General features: G+C 46.2%; 18 protein-coding genes. 7 read left to right on the top strand and 11 right to left on the bottom strand.

Translation table 11 applies throughout. From position 1 onward, the window contains the following. Positions 1-280 precede the first annotated feature (280 nt). Both AACQ93_RS11300 and AACQ93_RS11295 read right to left on the bottom strand, forming a co-directional pair. Positions 281-496, bottom strand: a complete 216-nt coding sequence (locus AACQ93_RS11300) for a helix-turn-helix domain-containing protein (RefSeq protein ID WP_064605073.1) — start codon at positions 494-496, stop codon at positions 281-283. Between the two features lie 9 nt (positions 497-505). Beyond that, entirely contained in the window at positions 506-1039 is a 534-nt protein-coding gene (locus tag AACQ93_RS11295) for a DUF2975 domain-containing protein (protein ID WP_064605070.1), read from the bottom strand. A gap of 109 nt (positions 1040-1148) precedes the next feature. Here AACQ93_RS11295 and AACQ93_RS11290 point away from each other — a divergent pair, with 109 nt between their 5' ends. Continuing rightward, positions 1149-1676, top strand: coding sequence for a DUF2799 domain-containing protein (locus AACQ93_RS11290; RefSeq protein WP_064605068.1), 528 nt, complete (start codon positions 1149-1151; stop codon positions 1674-1676). A gap of 237 nt (positions 1677-1913) precedes the next feature. Then, positions 1914-2465, top strand: a complete 552-nt coding sequence (locus AACQ93_RS11285; RefSeq protein ID WP_064605066.1) for an Ail/Lom family outer membrane beta-barrel protein — start codon at positions 1914-1916, stop codon at positions 2463-2465. A 41-nt stretch (positions 2466-2506) separates the two neighbouring features. Here the strand turns inward: AACQ93_RS11285 and AACQ93_RS11280 are convergent, their stop codons facing one another. The 5 genes from AACQ93_RS11280 to AACQ93_RS11260 form a co-directional block, all read right to left on the bottom strand. Then, positions 2507-4381 carry an Lnb N-terminal periplasmic domain-containing protein gene (locus AACQ93_RS11280; protein ID WP_064605064.1) on the bottom strand — a complete coding sequence of 625 codons (1875 nt, stop codon included), beginning with the start codon at positions 4379-4381 and terminating at the stop codon, positions 2507-2509. A gap of 79 nt (positions 4382-4460) precedes the next feature. Further along, positions 4461-4946 (bottom strand): DUF3015 family protein, encoded by a 486-nt coding sequence (locus AACQ93_RS11275; protein ID WP_064605055.1) that lies wholly within the window; start codon positions 4944-4946, stop codon positions 4461-4463. 246 nt (positions 4947-5192) lie between these two features. Next, positions 5193-6596 carry a nucleobase:cation symporter-2 family protein gene (locus AACQ93_RS11270; protein WP_064605053.1) on the bottom strand — a complete coding sequence of 468 codons (1404 nt, stop codon included), beginning with the start codon at positions 6594-6596 and terminating at the stop codon, positions 5193-5195. 118 nt (positions 6597-6714) lie between these two features. Continuing rightward, the gene (locus AACQ93_RS11265) at positions 6715-7215 is read right to left on the bottom strand and encodes a (2Fe-2S)-binding protein (protein ID WP_007467031.1); all 501 of its coding nucleotides are present in this window, start codon (positions 7213-7215) and stop codon (positions 6715-6717) included. Next, entirely contained in the window at positions 7212-10436 is a 3225-nt protein-coding gene (locus AACQ93_RS11260) for a molybdopterin cofactor-binding domain-containing protein (RefSeq protein WP_064605051.1), read from the bottom strand. The genes AACQ93_RS11265 and AACQ93_RS11260 overlap by 4 nt, the downstream gene beginning before the upstream one ends. Before the next feature lie 529 nt (positions 10437-10965). Here AACQ93_RS11260 and AACQ93_RS11255 point away from each other — a divergent pair. Both AACQ93_RS11255 and AACQ93_RS11250 read left to right on the top strand, forming a co-directional pair. After that, positions 10966-11784 (top strand): DUF4037 domain-containing protein, encoded by an 819-nt coding sequence (locus AACQ93_RS11255; protein ID WP_198160126.1) that lies wholly within the window; start codon positions 10966-10968, stop codon positions 11782-11784. Between the two features lie 651 nt (positions 11785-12435). Further along, positions 12436-12885: a hypothetical protein gene (locus tag AACQ93_RS11250; protein WP_007467022.1), complete on the top strand. Its 450-nt coding sequence runs from the start codon at positions 12436-12438 to the stop codon at positions 12883-12885. Positions 12886-13090: 205 nt separating this feature from the next. Here the strand turns inward: AACQ93_RS11250 and AACQ93_RS11245 are convergent, their stop codons facing one another. The 4 genes from AACQ93_RS11245 to yqeC form a co-directional block, all read right to left on the bottom strand. After that, a complete protein-coding gene (locus AACQ93_RS11245; protein WP_064605049.1) occupies positions 13091-13654 on the bottom strand; it encodes a rhodanese-like domain-containing protein in 564 nt (187 codons plus the stop codon). A 67-nt stretch (positions 13655-13721) separates the two neighbouring features. Continuing rightward, positions 13722-14168 (bottom strand): MauE/DoxX family redox-associated membrane protein, encoded by a 447-nt coding sequence (locus tag AACQ93_RS11240; RefSeq protein ID WP_064605047.1) that lies wholly within the window; start codon positions 14166-14168, stop codon positions 13722-13724. Positions 14169-14308: 140 nt separating this feature from the next. After that, the gene (yqeB, locus tag AACQ93_RS11235; protein ID WP_064605045.1) at positions 14309-15907 is read right to left on the bottom strand and encodes a selenium-dependent molybdenum cofactor biosynthesis protein YqeB; all 1599 of its coding nucleotides are present in this window, start codon (positions 15905-15907) and stop codon (positions 14309-14311) included. Positions 15908-15937: 30 nt separating this feature from the next. Beyond that, complete coding sequence (yqeC, locus tag AACQ93_RS11230) at positions 15938-16765, bottom strand: selenium cofactor biosynthesis protein YqeC (RefSeq protein WP_064605043.1); 828 nt, start codon at positions 16763-16765, stop codon at positions 15938-15940. A gap of 94 nt (positions 16766-16859) precedes the next feature. Here yqeC and mocA point away from each other — a divergent pair, with 94 nt between their 5' ends. The 3 genes from mocA to ssnA all read left to right on the top strand — a co-directional run bounded on the left by mocA (position 16860) and on the right by ssnA (position 22428). Next, positions 16860-17441, top strand: coding sequence for a molybdenum cofactor cytidylyltransferase (gene mocA / locus AACQ93_RS11225; protein ID WP_064605041.1), 582 nt, complete (start codon positions 16860-16862; stop codon positions 17439-17441). A gap of 524 nt (positions 17442-17965) precedes the next feature. Further along, on the top strand, positions 17966-21085 hold the full coding sequence (gene ygfK / locus AACQ93_RS11220) for a putative selenate reductase subunit YgfK (protein ID WP_064605039.1): 3120 nt from the start codon (positions 17966-17968) through the stop codon (positions 21083-21085). A gap of 14 nt (positions 21086-21099) precedes the next feature. Then, positions 21100-22428, top strand: coding sequence for a putative aminohydrolase SsnA (gene ssnA, locus AACQ93_RS11215; RefSeq protein ID WP_007467010.1), 1329 nt, complete (start codon positions 21100-21102; stop codon positions 22426-22428). Positions 22429-22439 lie beyond the last annotated feature (11 nt).

Below are 22439 nucleotides of genomic sequence, written 5' to 3'. Positions count from 1 at the left end.
GCCAATTTTGACTTGCACAACTCGGAGAGCGCGAAGCTGTGGACTACAGAAGCTCTCTCTGAGTGACTACATACAGCTCTTCAATGTGAGGCTGGACTGAAAAGTCAATCTTGAAAGTATAGACAGGGAAAAGACGGTTAAAGGATGAATCTTTAACAAGAGCTATGGATGTTTTATAGCCAAGAGCCCCGTGGTGTATGGCTTTAATTATGTGTGAAGCCATATCCTGCAGGGGCTATTGAAATTTTAGCGTCAACAAAGTTGATGAGTTCGGCTTTGCTTACTCATTTTCGTCGTCAACATATTCCAGGATGTCTCCCGGCTGGCAATTCAGGTGCTTACAAATAGCATCGAGTGTAGCGAGGCGCACAGCTTTAGCGCGTCCATTTTTCAGGACTGACAGATTCTGTTCCGTGATCCCTATTTTGGCCGCAAGCTCATTTGAGCGCATTTTTCGCTTTGCCAGCATCACATCCAAGTTAATGATAATTGGCACAAAGTCACCTTAGATTGTTAATTCATGCTCTTCTTTCATGTCCTTCGCGAGAGCCATGACATGCGAGATGGCACGCACCATGAGCCCAATGATGAAAATTGTCAACTCAGTGTCTGAAAAATAGAGGCCAGTGTTCAACTCTTCTTCACCAATGGACAAAACTGCACCAAGCAGCAGATCGGAAATTGCACTGATAAAAGGTGAAGCAATCATCAGGTTAGCAGTTATTTTCAGGCAGGAAACATTGCATGGAGTAAAAACAAGACCCGCTCGGTACAAACGAAATAGGCGAATTAGCTGCCAGATAATCGCCATGTAAACCAGAGAGGGCGCTAGGGCAAAAGGGTAACCCATAAATGCTTTGGTTGGAGTGAACGGCAGAGCAACTGGATAGCTGAATTCCAGATTTACCATATCGCCGGATTCTACTAATGTGCCATAAAACCACAGAAAGGAAATGAAAACAGGTGTAGTGATAAAAATGGCCCACAGTAAGATCAGCAGTCGCTTACTGAGCTTCTCAATGGCTTGTTGGTGGTGCATGTGTTTTTCTCCGAATAATTTATGCCAGATAGATTGACATGCATTACTGTAGTTAGCAATAATAATTTATCGTTTTTCGATAAGAAGTTATTTTTAGCTATGAGGTTTTATGTATAAGCGTGCCCTGTGTATGGTTGTTCTGGCTCAATTGGCCGGTTGTTCAAGTATGTCTGTTGAAGAGTGTAAAGTTGCGGACTGGTACGCGGTAGGTCTTCAGGATGGGAGAAATGGCGCTCCGTCATCACGGGTAAACGATTATGCTGAAGACTGCCTAGAAGCTAATGTTACCGTTGATCAGGCCGCGTGGTTTAACGGTTATGACCTGGGTTTGACTCATTATTGTATGCCTGATAACGGTTATCGTGTTGGTCGTTCTGGTGGTGTTTATAATGGCGTTTGTGACAGTCCTTTTTTCCTTGAGCAATACAATAAGGGCAGGGCGGAATATCGAGTTGAACAACGCATCCGTGATATTGACCGGGAGTTAGATTCAATAGCCGTCCAATTAAAGCAGCTTGATAAGAATGCAAGAAACAACAGTGATGAAGCTAAGCGTTTGCGTCGCTCAGAAAAGATGCTTCGTGCTGAACGTCGGTCGTTAATAACGCCGACAATACAGTACAACTTTACCTTTTAACTGCCTTCGAAAGGTAAAAACTTCTCGTGTCACTTCTGACACTTAATTTGTGGGTGGTTGTTCCATTTGTTTCATTTGCTTTGGTTGCTTTTTAACCAAAGCATTCTTTGGCTTTGCTTTTACATTGACAGAGAGAATGCCCATCATTAATTTCGTGCCTCTCGTATTGAACGGTGTTCATGTGGGCTCATTGTAAGCAGAATGCTCACGACGTACCTTTAAGAGGCAAAATATAAAATGAAAAAAGCACAACACATCATCCTTGCTGCAATTGCAGCCGTTTCTGTTTCAACATCTGCAATTGCTGGCGATCATACGCTGGTTGCTAGTTTTGCTAAAACAAAATTGGATTCAGCTCCTGATGACTTGAACGGTTTTAACCTGAAATACCGCTATGAAGGTGGTTCGCGTTTGGGTTTCATCGCTTCAGGAACGTTTACAGGTAGTAGTCACGACAGTTCTTATGCGGATATGAAGAATGGTAAGCTGGTAACAATAGCTACTACCACTTACGGTTACGGTTCTTTCTCTCTTGGCCCAGTTTACCGCCTTAATCAGGTATTGAGTGTTTACAGTACTGTGGGCTATGCAGGCTATTTTGTTTCTGTTGAAGACAAAGTAAAGAATAAGACATTCACAACACGTGATGAAGAAATGTTCTCAGCCGGCCTTGGTGTTCAGGCTAACGTGACAAATCACTTGGTTGTCGATGCCGGATACGAATACGCGCCATTTGGCAGTGATGAGAATGCGGGCACATTTACCCTTGGTTTGGGTTACCGCTTCTAAAAATCAGACATAAAAAAACCGGGCAATGCCCGGTTTTTGTATTAAAAGTAGCGAGCATAGCTGAGGTTGATTTCGCTGGCTTCATTGTATTGCAGGCTAAGACGAATGTCCTGGTCTTGAGCATTGCCGAAGCGGTTTTCCCACTTGTATATCAGCCCATTGTTTTCACTTTTATCCAGGCCTAATACTGGAGTAATTTTGAGGTGTGTTTTCCAGTTCGTGTTTGCGGTGTAGAGCGCACCTAGCCCAAGTCCTACAGTGGAATCATGATAGTTAGATATGTCATATATAACTTCAGGGATGGCATATAATGCGACTTTGTCCTGAATCTTGATTGCCTTTCCAAGACCGCCATACCACCGTGTTCGCTCGCAATCACGACAACTAAGGTCTTTTTGTTCGAGAGTTAATCGAGTGCTCCATGCAAAGCGGCTATCATCGAACAGGTCTACCTGTAAAATATTAAGCGTTGTAACATTAAACAGGTCGAATTTACTCAGCCAAACATCCTTGTCATCAAATTTAATCTCAGCATCAAAGAATGTGGTATTGGAGTCTTTGAAGCGTGAGGTTTCCAGCGACAGGTAGTCGTAATAAGCAGCCCGAAGGGAAAGCATACCAAACCAGCCTGTTTCATTATTGTAACCACTGCTTAGACCTAGCTTTTGGGGATTTTGCGCGAGGTGCGGGGGCTGACTTTCTGCTTTTTTCCACTCTAAATCCATTGCCGGCAACTGAAGACGTTCCATCATTAGTTGATGTTTACGAGCTTTAGCGGCTTTTACTTCGTTGTCATCACCATCGGTAATGATCAACTCGTAATAATCAAATAGAAGGTTGAGAACCCTTGCCTTACTTTGATTGTCTAATTGTCGATAGTCTGGGTGCTCCTGACTATTCTGACTTTTTGTCAGCTCCTTTGCCACCGTTTTTTCTTGCGTTGTCAGTGACAGGTATTTGTCACGAATGCGTGAAAATTTAGATTCCCGCTTTTTAATCTCTTTTATCAGAGGTTGACCATGATGCTCAGTTTCAGCTAGTGATTTAAAGATATCCAGAGGCATATCCCACGGCTGATTTGGTACCAGCAGCGGCCTATCTAAAACAATTCCAATAAAGTTAGCCATTTGAGTGGCACAGTTACCATCAAGGAAGTAGTAGCGGTATTGCTTGTCTTTTAATTCCCACTGATGAGCTTCGAGCAGGTGTAACTCACTTTCCGTTAGGTTGAGCTCATACTCCCAAAGTTCACGTTGTTCGTTTTCTGCGTAGCTGAATTCGTGCCGGTAGTAGTCGCCTTTTGTAAAGCTGGCGTTGTATCCGCCCAGCAAGCCATAAGCAACATACTTCACCGGGTTATCTCGAGGGCCTGTATCGGCACCAAAGTTAATACTGCTGTCGAGTAGAGGTGAGTCTGTTGTGAAGAGTTCATCGTTTTTGTTGAACTTCATCAGCAGGTGGCCGAAAAAAGAGGCTGGGTTCCCGAGATAACCGGTTACAAATACCAAACTTATTGATTCTAGCTGGTTTTCATTCCGCCATTTCTGAAATTCAGGACAGGACACAGTTGGTAGTTGAATGTTTTTGCCAAGTTGTTCCTTCAGCCAAAGGCTGCGTGCCGGGAATTGACACTGAGTTGGTACAGCAGAGCTTCTGGAATTTGATTTTTCAAAAGCAGCAATGGTAGCTAACAGCTCTTTTCGTGGATCTGTTCGGCCATTTGTATCAAGGAAAAAGCTTTTCGACTCAATTTGGCTTTCTCCATTATTGTAATGGAGTAGTTTTTTCCATTGTGGGTGTTTATCCAGGTTGCTAGCCAATGCGGCTTGTTGGTTTTGAGACAAATAGCTTTCTGTTGCTATTGCATTGTTACTGAGTATCGCTAATAGCAAAGATGATAAAACTGGTTTTAACATTGGTTTTTCTTAACAGCCTGGACATTAAAAAAGCGCAAGAAAATCTTCCTGCGCTTATGTATTCACCCGTTGCTCAGCATTAAACAGCGCTGCACTGACCTGAGAACTGGTTTACGTTTTCAACGACCATGTTGTAGTAGCCTTCCGCTTTTTCGGACTGGCCCATGTTGCTGTAATTCGCGTTGTTAAGAGATTCAGCGAAGTCCTGACGGATGCCGTTAACGATTGCTGGACGGGCTGCAGCATCACATTCGAAGATATCCAGCATTGCCATCATGTGCTCGCCACTGCCCTGAACAGTATCTTGTTCGATTAGCGGGTAAGTATCATTGATAAATTTAGCTGCAGCCCAGAATGGACCAGCACAGATAGAAGGTGTTGATACGTGAGAGGTGGTTGCGGTTGTACCTAGGTCCCAAACCAGGTTAGTTGTGATTGCCGGGATACCTTTCCATGTTGGACCTGCAATCCAGTGACCGATACCACAGTCGCGCCAAAGGTTTTCTGTTGCCATTGAAGGCGCAGATGCAGCTGCCAGAAGTGCTGCAAGTACTACTTTTTTCATGATTACCACTGCTATTTGTTTTTTATATGTAATGCCTATTAGGTATAAGCAGCGGGAAGGGTATCTAATTATTAACAAGTATGTCAATTTAAGTTGAAAGAAAAAAAACGCTTCTTACATGTCTTACGTTTGTGTGTGATTGTGAGTGTTTGTTTCATTGTGGTGGGAGGATTAAGTTTATTGTGTGTAGAAAAAAACAGAGCCGATAGGGTGGCTCTGTTTTGAGTTTAACTTATTGATTTTAAATTATTTGCTGGCTGCTAGCTGTGCCGCTCGACGGGCTTTAGCCTCCAGCAAACGGGATGCTCGTTTATCCGGATTGATTAAAATGCCTTTTGCAGTCATTTTATCGTCAGAGGTTTGCTTCTTCTTCGATTTTGGCAACAGTTGATTAAGAATGACCGTCGCCAGAGTACCGGTGGTGATGCCTGAGTGGAATACCATCTGCAGATCTTCAGGGAAGTGTTGTAGCAGGCGTGGTTCCAGTGTCACGGCAAGACCGGATGCCAGGCCGACACAGACAACCAGCGCATTACGGCGCGAATCGGCGGCATTGAGTAGCATTCGGATCCCTGCGTATGCAATCATTCCGAACATCACAAAGCCGACACCTCCCAGAACCGGTTTGGGAACCGTTACCGCCAATGCTGCAAGTTTAGGGAACAGGCCACCAAGAACCAGCAGAATGCCGGTAACTGCGACCACAAAGCGGCTGGCAACACCACTGATCCCGACTATACCGACGTTCTGGCTGAAACTGGCAACCGGCATAGCTGACAGCATAGAGCCGAAAGTACTGCCAAGGCCGTCACCCAGTAAGCCACGTTTAAGATCCTTACCTGAGACCTCAACATGGCAGTTGCTGCCCAGAGCCATGAAGTCCCCGGTAGCTTCGGCAACCACCACCAGATAAACCAAAGTCATACTGATAATTGCCGGCATCGAAAATGTCATGCCGTACTTAAACGGTTCAGGTGAGGCCACCCATTGGGCTTCATAGAGTTGAGTCAGGTCGACCATGCCGAGTGGAATCGCCAGGATGTAGCCTACGGCCAGCCCGATAACGATAGCTGAAGCAGCAATCGCACCTTTACAGAAAACCGATACTCCGATCACAACAGCCAGAGAAGCCGCCGCAAGGAAGATCTTCGGCAGGGATGCGAAGGATGGGTCGCCCGCAGGGGCATCACCAATCCAGTTCATTGCCACTGGCAGGATTGTCAGACCGATGAGGGTTACCACTACACCGCTTACAAGGTTAGGGAACAATTTGCGTATTTGTTCCATATAGAAGCTGGCAATGATCACCATGAAGGATCCGACAAAGGCGGCACCGAGGATTGTCGACATTCCTGATGTTTTACCAATCGTAATTAGGGTACCCAGGAAAGCAAAACTGGATCCCATAACCACTGGAAGGCGAATGCCGACGGGACCGACACCAATACACTGGACAATAGTGGCGATACCGGAAACAAACAGCGAGGCGCTGATTAGGGTGACGACTTCTCCTTCAGGAAGGCCGATGGCACCGCCGACGATCAGAGGAACGGTCACGATACCGCCGATCGAGGCGAGCATGTGTTGTAGGGCGAGGAAAAACGTCACCCCCTGGGGGGGCTTTTCATTGAGGGTATAGAGTAATTGCATAGTTGTGTCCTTACGCTCATGCGCATTTTTTTAGAATTCTGTGTGTTCCCCTGCCGGAACAGGGGAACGGACATTTGCTCACGTTTTTATTTGTTTGCTGCGGATATAGCCATTTGATTTAGCTGGCTATATCCGCTGCGATGTCGTCGATAACGGCATTGATCGCATTAAGGATCGGTTGATAGCCGGTACAGCGGCACAGGTTTCCTTCCAACGCATCCATGATTTGCTCTGAACTCGGGTTTGGTTGTTTCTTCATCAGAGCCCAGGTACTCATCATCACACCCGGCGTGCAGAATCCACACTGTACGCCGCCTCTTTCAATGAAAGATTGCTGTAACTTCTGAGCAAGCGGATCGTCTTTCAGACCTTCGATAGTGACTATCTCTGCCAGTTGACATTGTGCTGCCAGGATCATGCAGGAACAGACCGCTGCACCGTCCATGACGACAGTACAGGCTCCGCATTCGCCGACTGCGCAGCCTTCTTTGGTTCCAGTCAGGCCGAGATCGTTGCGTAGCAAGTCGAGAAGCCGGGTGTTGCCGTCAACCTGAAGTTGGTATGCCTTGCCGTTAACGGTCAATGCCACTGGCGTCAGGTTAGTTGCCAATAGACTCATAATGCTTCTCCTTGCTGTTGCTTTTGGATCTCGTTCATCAGATCTCTGAACATGTTGAGATAAACCGGCTGTTTATAAGCAGCAGACCAGCGACCGCCGATCGCACTGTCTATCATCTCTTTCAGAACCTCGATGGCTTGGTTAATGGATTCAACCGTCAGCGTTTGGTTCATAAGTACTTCTTCGGCAGGGGTTAACCGTTGTGGCTTACTGAATAATGCACCGTCAACCAGTCGACACTCCCGAACCGAACCGTCGGCATTGAAATCCATCAGGCAGGTAAGGCTGAGGCGGGTAATGTTGAGCGCATTACGCCGTCCGAGCTGGCTGTATTTCTGGACGAAATGCTGATGAGGCAGCTTAGGAATGAATACCCGGGTAAGTAATTCACCCTGCTGTAGTTCAGTGCGGTAACCGCCGGTAATAAACTCTGACAACGATATGCGTCGGGTAGTGTCAACCAAGCGAAGTTCAACATCGGCGCCATAAGCAACCAAAGGTGGAACTGAGTCGGCACACGGAGCAGCATTGACGATGTTACCGCCGATAGTAGCTCGGTTACGGATCTGGTTTGAGCCGATAGTGTGACAGGCGGTAGCAAGCAATGGGAAAGCGTCCTGAACGGCAGGGTGTTCTGTCAGGCGGTTGAAGTTGACACCGCTACCGATAATCACGTGAGAGTCTGTTTCTTCTATGCCGCATAATTCAGTTAATCCGGCGATGTTAATGAGTGTACGGGGAGAATTTTGCAGACGTCCCTGTACCAGCACATCGGTACCGCCTGCGAGGGCCATTGCTTTACCGTCAGCCAGTTGCGACAGTGCTTCATCCAGTGATGACGGATTAATAACACTGAAGCCGTTGATGCGATGAGTCTGCTTTTTCTCTTCCGAGGCATGAACTAGTTCACTCTGACGAGCTGGTTTTTTCAGGTTGTAGCCAAGGAAAATTTGCTCAAGGGTCAGCGGTAATTGGCGGTGCCGGACACTTGTTGCAAAAGCAACGGCATTGGTAATTGCGGCGGCAGCCAGTTCGGCAGCCGGTTCACCGATACTCTTGGCACCGAACGGGCCTCCGGCGTCATGGTTTTCTACAGCCTCAATATTAAGTGTCGGAATGTCCTTAATAGTTGGCAGCAGGTAGCTGTCGAGGTTTTCGGACTTAACGTTACCGTGTTCAATGTTGAAGTCTTCAAGTACCCCGAGGCCGAATCCCTGAGCGATACCGCCCGCGACCTGGCCTTCAAAACCGACCTTGTTAATTACTTGACCGACATCATGCACAGCAGTGACATCAAGCAGCTCGACTTTACCTGTGCTGGTATCTACTTTCAGGTCAACGATCTGACAGCCGTATACCCAGGTGAAATAAGGCGAGCCAGTGCCTTTTTCTTCATCCCAGTGAATGGCGGGCTGATCGAACCAGCCATACGCGGCGAGGTTAACACCGGCCCATTTGGTTTTATTGGCTGCGTCAGCAAAACTGATTTTTTTTTCGTCATCGTGTTTGCTGTGGATATAACCGTCAGCCCAGTGGGTTTCGTCGATCTGACTGACGCCGAGATCGGCTTTTATCACATCGAAAATCCGGGCTTTGATCTTCTCAGCGCCGTCTTTCACCGCATTACCGCCGGTGACGGTCGCGCGTGACGCAACAGTCGGGCCGCCATCCGCAATTAAGGACGTCGGTGGCTCTACAAAGTTGACGTCAGCAAGTTTTAGTCCGAGTACTTCGGCGGCAATGGTCGACATGGTTGTTTGCAGACCCTGACCGTTTTCACATACCCCGGTGGAGACATTGACACTGCCGTCCGCATTCACTGTAACCAGTGCGCTGGAAGTATCAACACCTTCTGCCCCCATTGAACAGCCTCGGTAGCTCAGCGCCAGGCCGATACCGTATTTCACCGGATCCCGGCTGGCATTAAGGCGACGGTAATGCTCCTGTTTTGCAAGGAACTCTGACTGCAGCGCTGCTTTGTCCAACACTTCAATGGCGGAAACCGTATGGTTGTCAAAGCATTGGCCGGTAATACTCTTACCGCTTTGCTTAAGGGCGTTGATTTCCCTGATCTTAACCGGATCCAGGTTGCAGGCTTCGGCTATTTCGTCCATCAGGGATTCATTGGCAAAAATGATCTGAGGAGAACCGAATCCCCGCATTGCCCCGGACATACTGTTATTGGTATAGACGCCTTTAATATCGACCCGAACATGTTCAATATCGTAAGGGCCGGCAGCCTGAACGACGGAGCGCCAGGTGACGAAAGGTGTACAAGCAGCGTAGCCACCAGCATCGGCAAGAATGTCAATCTTGATACCCTGAATGCGGCCGTCCCGGCTGAAACCTACCTTATAGTTCATGTGGTAGGGGTGCCGCTTGGTGCTTTCGATAATGGATTGTTCGCGAGTGTAGGTGATTTTGACTGGGCGCCCGGTCAGCGATGCCATCAGTGCGGTTCGACAGGCTAGGTGGTCGACACCGTCATCTTTACCCCCGAATGAACCGCCCATAACGGCGCGACGAACATCAACTTGTGATTGGTTTAGTCCCATGAATCCGGCAACAAATCCCCGAACCCGGTGCGGGTTCTGGATCGAGCCTGTGATAATAAGGTCACGGGAAGTCGGATCAAGATAGGCGGTAATCGATTCTGGTTCGATATAACCGTGCTCCTGGAAGCCGACCTGATAAGTTCGCTCCAGCACCATTTCAGCCTGTTCTATGGCCTTCGCAGCATCCCCTTTATGGGTATGGTGTTCAGCGACGATATTGGAACCGGATTCCGGGTGGATTAGCCGGGCGTCGGGCTCCAGTGCCTCATGGACAGTATTGATTGGTGCGAAAGGTTCATATTCGATCTTAATTTTGTCGGCGGCAAGGCAGGCTGCCTCGTAGGTCTCCGCGGCGACAACTGCAACCGCATCGCCGCTATAGCGAACAAAATCGCGGCAGATAGGATGGTAGTCGCGAATGATAACACCGGCGGTAGGGTCACCGGGAATATCATCAAAAGTAGCAATCCGTACTACGCCCTCAATGGCGTCAGCTTCAGATGTGTCAATGCTTAATATCTTCCCGGCGGGTATATCTGTATAGCGACACACACCATACAGCATTCCGGGCATTTTAATATCATCTCCATATATTGCCTGACCTGTAACCTTGGCCAGGCCGTCTGTGCGTGGCAGGCCTTTACCTACCTGGTTGTAACGCGTCATGTATTGCTCCCTCTTACATTGGCTGGTGTATAAGCCAATGACAAACAACTTATTGGTTTGAATTGCTGCATCGAGGATGATTAAACACTGGCGTGTCGGTGACGTGTCCGACAGGTTGTCTTGTCAGGACAACCAAACCTTTAAGGTGCCAGTGGCAACTTCGACAGGGAGCATCAGGCAGGATTCAGACCAGAATGAAGTGGAAACAGCTACTTATATTGTTAAACGTGATCTTGATGAGATATTGACTGTCGAATCAACACAAAGGGCAGCATGAAAGTCGATCTTCTTTAGAATCAAGACCATAAAATTGTGACATGCGTAGGTAATGAAAAGTTTTATTCGTTCAAATTGAAACTGATCCTGAGCGAACAAGTATCAAAATGATATTCACTGTTTAATTATTGATAGCGCGAGCATATTTATGCTTAATGTGGGCTCGTTAATGATGTCAGGCGCACATATTGCGTAATTCAGTCCGGTTACTCTTTGTCAGTTTTTAAACTGCTAAGCACAACAGGAGTAACAAGTGGGCAATTTTTACTTTGATGAAATGGTGAAGAGCTTTTCAAAGTTGGAGCAAGTGGACGCGATTTTACTTGCCGGCTCCAGAGCCGTTCAGGCCGATGACGAGCTGTCAGATTACGATGTTTATATTTACACAAGTAATGAAATTCCTGTAGAGGTGAGAAAAGAGATTACTGAGCAATACTGCTCATATATGGAAATTAACAATCAATATTGGGAAGCAGAAGATGATGGAGTTTTGAAAGACGGAACAGAAATAGAATTAATATACCGAAATATTGACTGGCTGGATAAAGAATTAAATAGAGTGGTAAATGTTTATCAGGCAAGTACCGGATACAGTACTTGTTTTTGGTATAACCTTCTGAACTCAAAAGTACTCTATGATCGGGATGGAAAGGCTGGAATACTCATTGATAAATACTCAGTAAGTTATCCTGGTGAATTGAAAAGAAATATAATTTCAAAAAACTATCCATTGCTTAACTCAAGTATGCCTGCGTATCGCAATCAGATTAAAAAGGCACTGGCGAGAAATGATATTATTAGCGTTAATCATCGCATTGCAGAATTTATTGCCAGTTACTTTGATATTGTTTTTGCCATAAATGAAATGCCGCATCCCGGAGAGAAAAAGCTTATCAATATTGCTCTTCATAATTGTAATAAGTTACCGGAATTGTTCGAACGTAATTTAACTGCGTTATTATTACAAATCAGCTCTGCGAATGCTGCTGACAATAAACAAATTCTTAGCTTGATAGATGAGATCGTTGAGCGACTGACTCAATTGCTGGTGCAGGAGGGTCTTGCTGGGTGAGGCTCTACTTGATGAGGGTGTTCGTTAATGGGGGGGCTTGATAATGTGAGTCCTTACTCTGAGCTTCAGCCATGCTCGTAGGATTACGCAGTACTATACCTGTTTTTATACTGAACCTGTGATGTTTGAGGCTGGCATATTGTCCGGCCTTGTCGCTGCAGTTGCATATAAAAGGTGTGAAATTGCGAAATAGTACTTTTTTGTTCAGGTGATCATAAATAATTACAACTCATCCTGAAAAATAATTGAAAATATAAAGTCGAAATTTCTCAATACATTATTTTAATCAACCACCGTTTTTCTCAGTGCTAAGACTTTTTTGTGCGCATTATCGATATTTCACATTTGACTAAAAATGAAAATTGGTCATTATGTGTTCTCCTATGTGATTAATGATGCCTGAATTGTCAGGCGTTGAACCAACAAACTGTCTTGTTAATTTAAAAAAGAGAAAGGGTGTTGCCATAAGAAAGATAAATGTCTGAAAGATAGGAATAACAGTATTGAGTATGTCAGGATAAATATTGTTATATCAATCTAACTCACTGAAATGAAAATAAAGGTACTAAACATCAGCAATCTAAGGGTGATTCTCTGGTGTGGTTTAGTGCGCCATGAATATCACGATTAAGAAATAACAGGAACTTAGAAATGAAAAGAGCATTAGCGATTGGTTTCGCCTTTGCTTCCTCTATGGCTGCTGCAAGTGATATACGAATGACGGTCCCAATTGCCAGCCAGCATTATTTTTGTCCCAGTAATAATTGTATTAATCTCAATGAAGTAAATCTTGGCCTCGGTGCCGAAGTGGATGGTTACGGTATTATTTCGTTTGAGAACAGTTATCGCCGTCAGAGTGTCGCGGTGTACAAAGCATTTGAGTATGATGCTACATCATATATGGGCTTTGGGGTGCGTCTCGGCGGTTCAACGGGTTATGAAGAAGAGACTGATATGCCAGTTGTGCCACTTGCGCAGCCTTATCTGAAACTGGCTCCGTTTGATTTCTGGACGTTTAATTTGGGCATGGTGCCAGTCGGGCTGGTGGATACTAAACATTATAATTTGGTGGTGACCCTAGACTCACAGATATCATTTTAATTACTGGTTAAAATTACCTGTTACTGCGTTTGAATTTTTGAAATTAAGCCCACTAGTTACTGCAAACTCTGCCTTGTTCCAGGAAATTTTTCCTGCGTAATTATTAGAAGGAGTGCTTGTATGCATTATCAATAAAAAAGGTGAGAACATGTCTCACCTCTTTTCTTTTCATCTTGCTGATTTTTGAGGTTAATAAATAAACCGCTTATTCACCAGCAGTGTCAAAGCCTGCGCCTTTCCATGCATAGATGCCGCCTGGGTAGCGGTAAACATTGTTGTAACCCAGTTTAATAGCCCATGCTGCAGCATTGTGGCTGCGACCGCACTTAACAAATCCACAGTAGAACACCAGTGTCTTGTCTTTGTCTGCACCCAGTAACTGTGTAAAGGTTTCAAGCGATTTTCCGTCAGTTTGCGCTGTGTTCCATTCATGCATGTCTGCAATCGGGAACTCGAATTGAAGAGCTGAAGGAATGTGCTCCTTTTTGTAGCTGTCCTTGTAAGGCATTGCATCAACAACCAACACCTCTTTACCGCTGTCCAGAAGGTTCTTCACGCCCTGAGTGTCAATCAGCTGGTAACCACCAGCAAGGGTATCGTTATGAAGTTTAATCGCAACTTGTTCAGTTTGAACTTCAGTCTTGAATTTGCCATCGAAAAGACCGGCATTTGCCGTCAGGGGAACAATCATCAGACCCGCAGTGATAATGAATGCATTAAGCAGAAAGCTTCGTCGCGGACGATGAATACGTAGTTTGCTGAAAGGCATGATTTACTCCTAATGTATGAAGTTTTCCGCAAAGGGCGGCAAAAAAAGAAAACGGATGATAGCAAAATTACGCCGTATGCATTGCGGTGCACTTCATAAAACGCAAGTTGAATGCATACAGACCGCCGGCAACAGCTGTGATTAGTGCCTGAATAATGAACTGTGGTTCAAGCTGACTGTAGACTTGTGATTCAACGGAGCCTGGCAGGTAGCAGCCGCAGTCGAAGTGCAATCCTTGATAAAGCGCAAGACCAGAAAGAGCAGCGTAGATGCCAAGACAAAATACAACCGGGGCGATTGATGTTAGAGAGCTGATAGCCAGTAAAGCGCAGACGGTTAAGGCAAGGGGAAGGGCAAAAGAAAGGACATCAACATACACCATGGGGGCAAGTCCGGTATCCCTGAGCAACAGAGCTATATGCTCCGGCATATAAAAGCCTTTAAGGGAAATAGCAGCGGCTGACATTAATACCACGCTGGTAACGAAACGATGGAAATAGCTATGTGTTTTCATAACGATACTCACTCCATGATGGCTGTTCCGGTTTACCAGTCGATAGCTTTCTGACCAAAGGTGCGGAATCAGCCATGTCGTTGATGTCCTAGTCGCCGCGATAGTATCACGGCAAGTAGCCTAAATTATTGATTTAAATCCTAATTCAAAGCAGTTTGCTCCAGGTGAAGCATTGCTTCGAGAACACTGCCGCCGATTGCTCGGGCTTTGTCTGATACAGTTGTGAAGTCAGCTTCAATACCACGAGGGTCGATATCACCAATCTTGAAGCCTTCGGTGACTGTCAGCCCTTCATTGAGCAAGCCGCGAACCATACCGCCTAAAGGTGCAATAACCGGTGTATCGCCGACATGGGCAATAACATCACCTTCTTCTACGATATCGCCGAGTTTGACATGGTTATGCATAATGCCTTCACATGGGGCGCGCAGTACACGCTGGTGGGTGTAACCGGCGATATTACCCGGTATTCCTGTGTTTGGCTGAGTTGCGCCGTTATAGATAACCCGGCCCATGTAGTGGCCTCTGTTGGTTTCGATTACCGCATCGCAGTCAGTACCGGCTGTAAAGCCAGGGCCTAGTGCAATGGTGATTGGTGCCATGTCGCGTCGGGTTCCCAGGTTACGTTTGGCAAGGATGGCATCAATCAGAAAGGTTGGTTTGAGTTTGTCGATTGAGGCACACTCTTCGTCAACCAGAACCGGAATTTGTTTGTTATCCAGAATACGGAATACATCTTCTGTGGTGATGGCCTTCTGCGCCTTAACACCTTCAACTTCGACCGGTTCACCATACAGACACTGGGCGAAAGCAACAGTGCAGCGGATAACGGTAGGTTGTGAAATATCGGTCATTACAACTTTGAAACCGGCATTATGCAGGCGGATTGCAACACCGGTAGCGATATCACCGGCACCGCGGATCATCACCAGTTTGTTGCGGTTAAGGCGGGTATCGTCTTTCATTTGACCACCGGCGGCCTGGTTCTTCACTTTTAGGATCTCGCCCATGATGCTGATGGCAATTTCTTCCGGGGTTTCAGCGCCGATGTTGAAGCCGACCGGTGAGTGGATTGCCTGAATATGGGCTTCACTGACGTTACAACTGCGCAGGTGGTTAAACAGAGTTTGCACCTTACGGCGGCTGGCCATCAGGCCGGTATATTTAGTGTCGCAGTCGACGACTTTGGTAATTGCATCCTGATCCTGGTGGTTGGTGGCAATCACCACGTAGCTGTCTTTGTTTATATCCAGCTGATCGATGGCATCTTCCATCGTCTGCCCCTGAACACGTTTGGTTCCAGCCGGGAAATTCTCTGCTGCCAGGCTGTCAGCGTAGGCATCCGCGACAGTGATATCAAAACCCAGTACGTGAGCTGCGTGGGCAACCGCACGGTTAACGTGACCTGCTCCGATCAGGATTAAGTTCGGACGCAGGCCATAGACATCAATAAATACGCTCATAGCGCCACCGCAATCCATCCCCATGGCTTCGGGGCCAGTACGGGTCATGCGGCCTTTAACTACGCGTGGTTTACGTTCCTGTAGGGCTTCCAGTGATTGTTCGATGACGTAGCGTTCGATCATGCCGCCGCCGACAGTACCTATGATGGCGCCGTCGCTCTTGACGATCATCTGGCCTGAGTGGCGAGGTGCGGATCCGCGGGTTTCGATAATATTAGCCAGTGCGAATGGAGTGTTTTGTTCTTCTAGTTGTGCTGCCTTAGCAAAGATGTTCATGAATCGTGACCTCAATGTCTCTAGATAAAGCTAATTGCCGATCGGCAACTTCTGCTTTACCAGTCTTTCTTTAATCGGTGCGTGACTGTTCATCGTCGCCAGCCAGATGGCATCAAGATTGTTGGCCTGCTCAAGAACTTGTTGTGCCAGTTTTACCAGCGAGGTGTAGTCATGAGTCAGGTCGATTTTGTTTATTAGCCATATTTTTCGGGCTTTCTCAGGTGAGTTTTTAAACAGTCCCTGAGGGTGAACAATCAAATTTCCTAATGTTCGCCGATCAATCAGTTCACCGGCGGAACAATGGGTCAGGGCAGAAAATAAATGCCAGCGGTGTATTTTTTCGGGAATAGCCCGGGTATTAATGATTTCTGCTCCGGTGACACCGATAACCATATCCGAAGAAATAGGAATGCAAGGCTCATGCCTGTCAGGAGCTTTAATTGGCAAGCATTTTGCTCCATCGGCTTCAATAATAAAAACTGTGAAATATGAACCATTTTTTAATTGTTCAATGTCGTCACATGTGATGCCGGACACTTTATTTTCTTCACTTTTGTTGTTGGTGGGAATTAGATGTTGATAACAAAAAGTGACGCTTTGGTCCGATAAGTCTTTTGTCAGTTGTGATATGCTTTCTAGGTTTGAATTATCGATTTTAATGAAATTATCAGCCTGGTTTTTCTTCGGTAAATACATTTTTGTAGTGGTGGTAACACATACACGATGACCTCTTTTTTTGAATTCTTTAGCCAGCCAGAATGCTGTTGATGTTTTACCTCCACCACCAATCAGAGATATAACCAACGGTGAATTATATGAATATTCAAATATGTCTGAATATAATTGGTGAGAATTCATGTCAGGCCTCATAAACTGGTTGTGACAAGAGTATTTATAAGAAAGGAAGAGTAAATCTTCCCTAAAGGCTGATAGGCAATAAGAGAAAATTGCTATGGAAAGACCAACACAATTAGATTGCGTTATGCCCGCAGCCGGTTTGTCATCTCGTATGGGAAACTGGAAGATGATGTTACCTTATCAACAACATACGATCCTTGATGAAAGTATCGAAAACGCGCTTCAGTTTTGTAGTCGGGTAATTCTGGTTGTCGGTTATCGAGGGAAAGAGTTACTTGAACGATACCAAGAAAAACAGAACGTTAAAGTGGTAGTGAATACTGACTACAAGCAAGGGATGTTCAGTTCTATTCAGCAGGGTGTAAGGCATGTTGAAAGCGAACATTTTTTTATTTGCCACGGCGATATGCCCTGCGTTTATCCGGAAATCTATCAGAAGGTTTGGCTGGCAAGAGGCTTGTTTACTGTGTTTCCCGGAACGAAAGATAAACCGGGCCATCCAGTTTTACTTCCTGCTTTTATAAAGGAGGATATACGTCAGGCGAATATAGAAGAAAAAATGAAACGTTTAATTTACCGCCATAATGTGGTTCACCTTGGTTTAGAAATATCTGAAATCCACCTTGATGTAGATACGCCTGAAGCTTATAAGAAACTGTGTTGTGGCTCACAGTGAATCTATCAAATTGAGAGTTGATAGTTATTTATCTATCAATCTGATATTTGATGGTGGCGATAAATTGCTTTTGTGGTATTGAGAATAAATATAATCATTCAAAAAAATGGAAGTGGTTTTTTGCTGGCGTTTATTTGAAAATATTTTAAACCCTTTTGTCTTTTTATTATTTTTTCTCACTATCATATTTTCTTGTATCAAAGTGATAGCAATTTATTAAATTGATAGAAAACACGCTCTAATTAATAATCATACTCATTTGAAAAGTATTATTACTTTGATTTAATTAATTAGCAAGTCTTGTTTGTGTTCACATAATTAAGTCTAGTTTCGACATCGGTCACGAAATTAATCATGAAATCTCTTGTTATTTAACCTGTTTTTAAAGTTTGGCGCAGTAGTTGCTCAATGAGGTTTATATCTGGCTGAACTATTTTAGCCTATGACACTTAGCCCTACGCATTGCACAACGAATGTGCTGGCTGTGACAGAAGAAGAAAAAAACAGCATCAAGGAGATTTATCATGGGAGACATTATGCGTCCCGTTCCGTTTGGCGAACTTCTGAATCGCGTTTTCAGCGAATATAAGGAGAGCCAGTCGATTTTTGGGATTCCGGCGAAGCAGTTCTATCGCAAAGCTGCAAAGACTGAAGACCTGTCTGTATGGGGAGAATATTGTGAAACAGCGGTTGGCCCTGCTGCCGGTCCGCACACTCAGTTGGCTCAGAACATCATCACATCCTGGCTGACCGGTGGTCGCTTCATGGAGCTGAAAACAGTTCAGAAACTGGATCAGCTTGAACTTGCTAAGCCATGTATCGACGCAGAAGATGAATGTTTCAACACCGAATGGTCAACCGAATTCACCCTGCTAAAAGCCTATGATGAATACCTGAAGGCGTGGATTGCCCTGCACTTACTGGAAGAAGTGTTCGCACCTCGTGGTGAAGGTGAGCCTAAGTCATTCATCTTTAACATGAGTGTTGGTTATGACCTGTCCGGTATTCAGACTGCGCCGATGCAGAAATATATCGATGACATGGTTGATTCCAGCCAACACGAAAGCTTCCATGCTTATATTAAAGAGCTTAAAGCTTTCATCGCCGACCCTGAATTCATTAAAGAGTATGGTCTGGAAGATCGCATCGATCGCTTGAATGCGCTGCCAGAAACTATTCCTACCCAGCTTACCCGTGGCGTAACCCTTTCAACCATGCACGGTTGTCCTCCTCATGAAATCGAAGCAATCTGCCGTTACATGATTGAAGATAAGGGTATCAACACCTTCGTTAAACTGAATCCGACGCTGCTAGGCTTCGAACGTGTACGTGGCATTCTGGACAATGCCGGGTTTGATTATGTTGCATTGAGTGAAGAGTCATTTAGCCATGACCTTCAGATTGAAGATGCCAAAGCTATGCTTCACCGCCTGGTTGACCTTGGTAAAGAGAAAGATATCGGCTTCGGCGTTAAGCTGACCAACACCCTGGGTACTCTGAACCGTAAAGGCCGCCTGCCAGACAAAGAAATGTACATGTCGGGCCGTGCCTTGTTCCCGCTGTCTATTAACGTTGCGCTGGAATTGTCCCGCGAATTCAACGGTACACTGCCAATTTCTTACTCTGGTGGTGCCAGCAAGTTCAACATCAAAGAGATCTTCGAAACCGGTATCCGCCCAATCACAATGGCAACAGACATGCTTAAGCCTGGTGGTTACCTGCGTCTTGCTGACTGTGCAATGGAGCTTGAAACCAGCAACGAATGGGGCATGCAGCAAATTGACCTGGTTAAACTGGAAGCGTTGGCTGCGAAATCTCTGGTTGCTGAATACACCCAGAAAGAATGGCGTGGCCCTGAAGATATCAGCGTGAAGAAAGCTGTGCCGCTGACAGACTGCTACATCGCGCCATGTGTCACAGCATGTCCAATCAGCCAGGATATTCCTGAGTACATCCGCCTGATGGGTGAGCACAAGTACACTGAAGCGCTGGAAGTCATTTACTCCCGTAACGCACTGCCTGCTATCACCGGCCACATTTGTGATCACCAGTGTCAGTACAACTGTACCCGCCGTGACTACGAAGGTGCGCTGAACATTCGTGAAATGAAGAAGATCGCCCTGGCGAAAGGCTGGGAAGGTTATAAAGCTAAGTGGCATGAACCTGATCTGGATACTGCGAAGCACCCTGTTGCTGTTATCGGTGCAGGTCCTGCTGGTTTGTCTGCGGCTTACTTCATGGCTCGCGCAGGTCATCCGGTTACTATCTTCGAAAAAGAGAAGAATGCCGGTGGTGTGGTTAAGAACATCATTCCTCAGTTCCGTATTCCAGCTGAAACTATCCAGCATGATATCGACTTTGTAACTGCTCATGGTGTTCATATCGAATACGGCAGCAACCCTGACATCACAGTTGATGCGCTGAAAGAAAGCGGCTTCAAATACATCTGTCTGGGTATCGGTGCCGATAAAGGCAACCCGATTTCACTGTCCGGTGATAACACCAATGTGTACAAGTCATTGGAATTCCTGCGTGCCTTCAATGACGGCGAAGAGCTGAAATTGGGTAAACACGTTGCTGTAGTCGGTGCTGGTAACACGGCAATGGATAGCGCCCGTGCTGCTTTGAAAGTAGACGGTGTTGAGAAGGTGACCATCCTTTACCGCCGTACTATTGCTGAAATGCCTGCTTATAAAGAAGAGTATGACGAAGCTGTAGAAGATGGCGTTCAGTTTATGTTCCTGACAAATCCAGAGCAGTTCGATGTCGATGGCAAGCTGACTGCCCGTGTGATGGAACTGGGTGAGCCTGATGAGAAAGGCCGTCGTCGTCCAGTTGCTACCGACAAAACCATTGAACTTCAGGTTGATGCTCTTGTTACTGCAGTCGGTGAACAGTCTAACCGTGACGTTCTTGGCCGTATGGGTATCCCGATGGGTGAAGACGGCTGGCCTGCAGTTGACGCAGAAACTTGTGAAACCGGTGTAGAGAATGTCTTCCTGATGGGTGATGCCCATACCGGTCCATCTTCAATCGTATCTGCAATTTCTGGCGGTCGTAAGGCTGCAACTACTATCCTGGCTCGTGAAGCACAGCAGGATGAAGTGATGGAAGTGGTTTCTGATGTTACAGCAGAAGGTGTTTACTCTCGCAAAGGTGATATTCAGGTCCAACTTATTGAAGCCAGCAAGCTTGAAGAAGCAGACCGAGAAGCCTTCATCGAACAGGAAGCACAGCGTTGTCTTGAATGTTCATACATCTGTAGCAAGTGTGTCGATGTTTGTCCGAACCGCGCCAATATCTCACTGCCAATTCCTGGCTTTAAAGATAAGTTCCAGACACTGCACATTGACGCTTACTGTAACGAATGTGGTAACTGTGCCCAGTTCTGTCCATACGACAGCAAGCCTTACAAAGATAAGTTCACCATCTTTAACTTGCGTGACGACTTCAACAACAGCACTAATGCGGGCTTCTACATTGAAGGCGAGCAGGTACTGGTAAGGACTCAGGGTGAAACCTATACCTTCAGCATTAACGAACAAAGCGAACTGGATATGCCTGAATCTCTGGCCGATGAAGCAACCATCATCAGCTATGTTCACGCGAACCATCGCTATCTTCTTGGCAGAGTAGATGTCTAGGTGAGGAATCAGGAATGATATTACTGAGAAATGCAACAGCAGTGCAGTTTGAACCTGCACTGATCAAAGAGGGCGTCGACATCGTGATCGATGGCGGCGAGATCAAAGAAGTTGGCACTGACTTAGTGGTTAAGTACCCGGACGCTACCGTCAAGGATATGAAAGGCAAGCTGGTTATGCCGGGGATTGTCTGCTCCCATAACCACTTCTACTCAGGTCTGGCACGCGGCATCATGGCTGACATCAAGCCAAGCCCTGACTTCATTTCGATTCTTAAGAATCTGTGGTGGAGAATGGACCGCGCCCTGGATGAAGAAGCGCTGTACTACAGCGGCCTGATTTGCTCTCTGGAAGCGATTAAGAACGGCTGTACATCGGTGATAGATCACCATGCTTCGCCAAACTACATCGCAGGCTCGCTGAATACATTGCGTAAAGGCTTCCTGAAAGCCGGTCTGCGCGGTATGACTTGCTTCGAAACCACGGATCGTAACGGTGGCCTGAAAGAAATGTCTGCCGGTGTTGAGGAAAACATCGCGTTTGCCCAACTGATTGACCGTGCGAAAGAAGAAGGTAAAGAACCTTACCTGGTTGAAGCGCACATCGGTGCCCACGCGCCATTTACTGTGACAGATGAAGGTCTGTCCATGATGGCAGAAGCGGTGCAGGCGACTGGTCGAGGTATTCATGTCCACGTGGCAGAAGACCGTTACGACGTAACGCACAGCCATCACCACTACGCGCAGGACATTGTAGAACGTCTTGACAGCTTTGGTCTGATTAACGAGAAGACCCTGCTGGCACACGGCCTGTACCTGTCTGACCGTGACATCGACATCCTGAATGCCAAAGGCGGCTTCCTGGTTCACAACGCCCGTTCAAACATGAACAACAACGTTGGTTATAACCACAAACTGACCCGCTTCAACAATGTCGCTCTGGGAACCGACGGTATCGGTGCCGATATGTTTGAAGAGCTGAAGTTTGCCTTCTTCAAGCACCGCGATGCCGGTGGTCCGCTATGGCCTGACAGCTTCTTGCGTCATCTTTGGAACGGTAACGAAATTCTGGCCCGTAACTTCGGTGCCAAGTTTGGCCGACTGGATGCCGGTAACAAGGCTGATCTGACCATCCTTGATTACACCAGCCCGACTCCGTTCGTGGCAGATAACCTGCCGGGACACATTGCGTTTGGTATTAACGCGGGCAACGTCAACAGCGTAATGGTTGAAGGACGTTTTGTGTATGAGGATCGTGCCTTCCCATTTGATGTCGCTCCTATCTATGCCGAAGCAAGCAAGGTGGCTCAGCGTCTTTGGAAGACAATGGATCAATTAGATTAAACAATGTGAGA

The sequence above is a fragment of the Photobacterium sp. J15 genome (assembly GCF_963870815.1).
GTDB classification, from domain to species: Bacteria; Pseudomonadota; Gammaproteobacteria; order Enterobacterales; family Vibrionaceae; genus Photobacterium; species Photobacterium marinum.
The sequence above is the reverse complement of the archived record's forward strand: the minus strand, read 5'-3'. Positions and strand labels throughout refer to the sequence as shown.